Source organism: Halobellus sp. Atlit-38R (assembly GCF_003665925.1).
GTDB lineage: Archaea > Halobacteriota > Halobacteria > Halobacteriales > Haloferacaceae > Haloquadratum > Haloquadratum inordinatus.
In genome coordinates this window covers 1-445 of sequence record NZ_QXIJ01000374.1, presented here as the reverse complement: position 1 = coordinate 445, position 445 = coordinate 1, and the positions used below count along the sequence as shown (strand labels likewise).

Here is a 445-nt window from a genome sequence, read left to right as displayed (position 1 = left end):
CGGTCACGCCGCCGACCTCCACGTGGCCGAACCCGAGCGACGCCAGCGCTCGCGGGACGTGCGCGTTCTTGTCGAACCCGGCCGCGACGCCCACCGGGTTCGGGAACGACGACCCGAACGCGTCGACCGCGAGCCGCTCGTCGTCGACCGCGTACCGCTCGGCGAGCGCGGCGGCGACCGGCGTCCCCTGGACGCCGCCGAGCAGTCGATGTACCAGTCCGTGTGCGGTCTCGGGTGGAAGCCGGAACAGCGCCGGCTTCAACAGGTCGTACGCGCCCATCGTCTGGGCCTCGTCACGAGCGACAATCAATCCGCCGACCGCGGTCCGCGTCGCGGCCGCTCGCGAGCATCGGTTCGGTGAAGCCCCGCGGTCCGTCTCAGAAGTCGTGTTCCATCTGTTCCGGGTTGGCGTCCGCCTTCTGGATGATTATCTTCCCGTCTCGGA

The 445-nt window shown here is 70.1% G+C and carries 1 pseudogene; it reads right to left on the bottom strand.

From position 1 onward, the window contains the following. Positions 1-280, bottom strand: a pseudogene (locus D3D02_RS19910) (dihydroorotate dehydrogenase (quinone)); the annotation flags it as partial. Positions 281-445 lie beyond the last annotated feature (165 nt).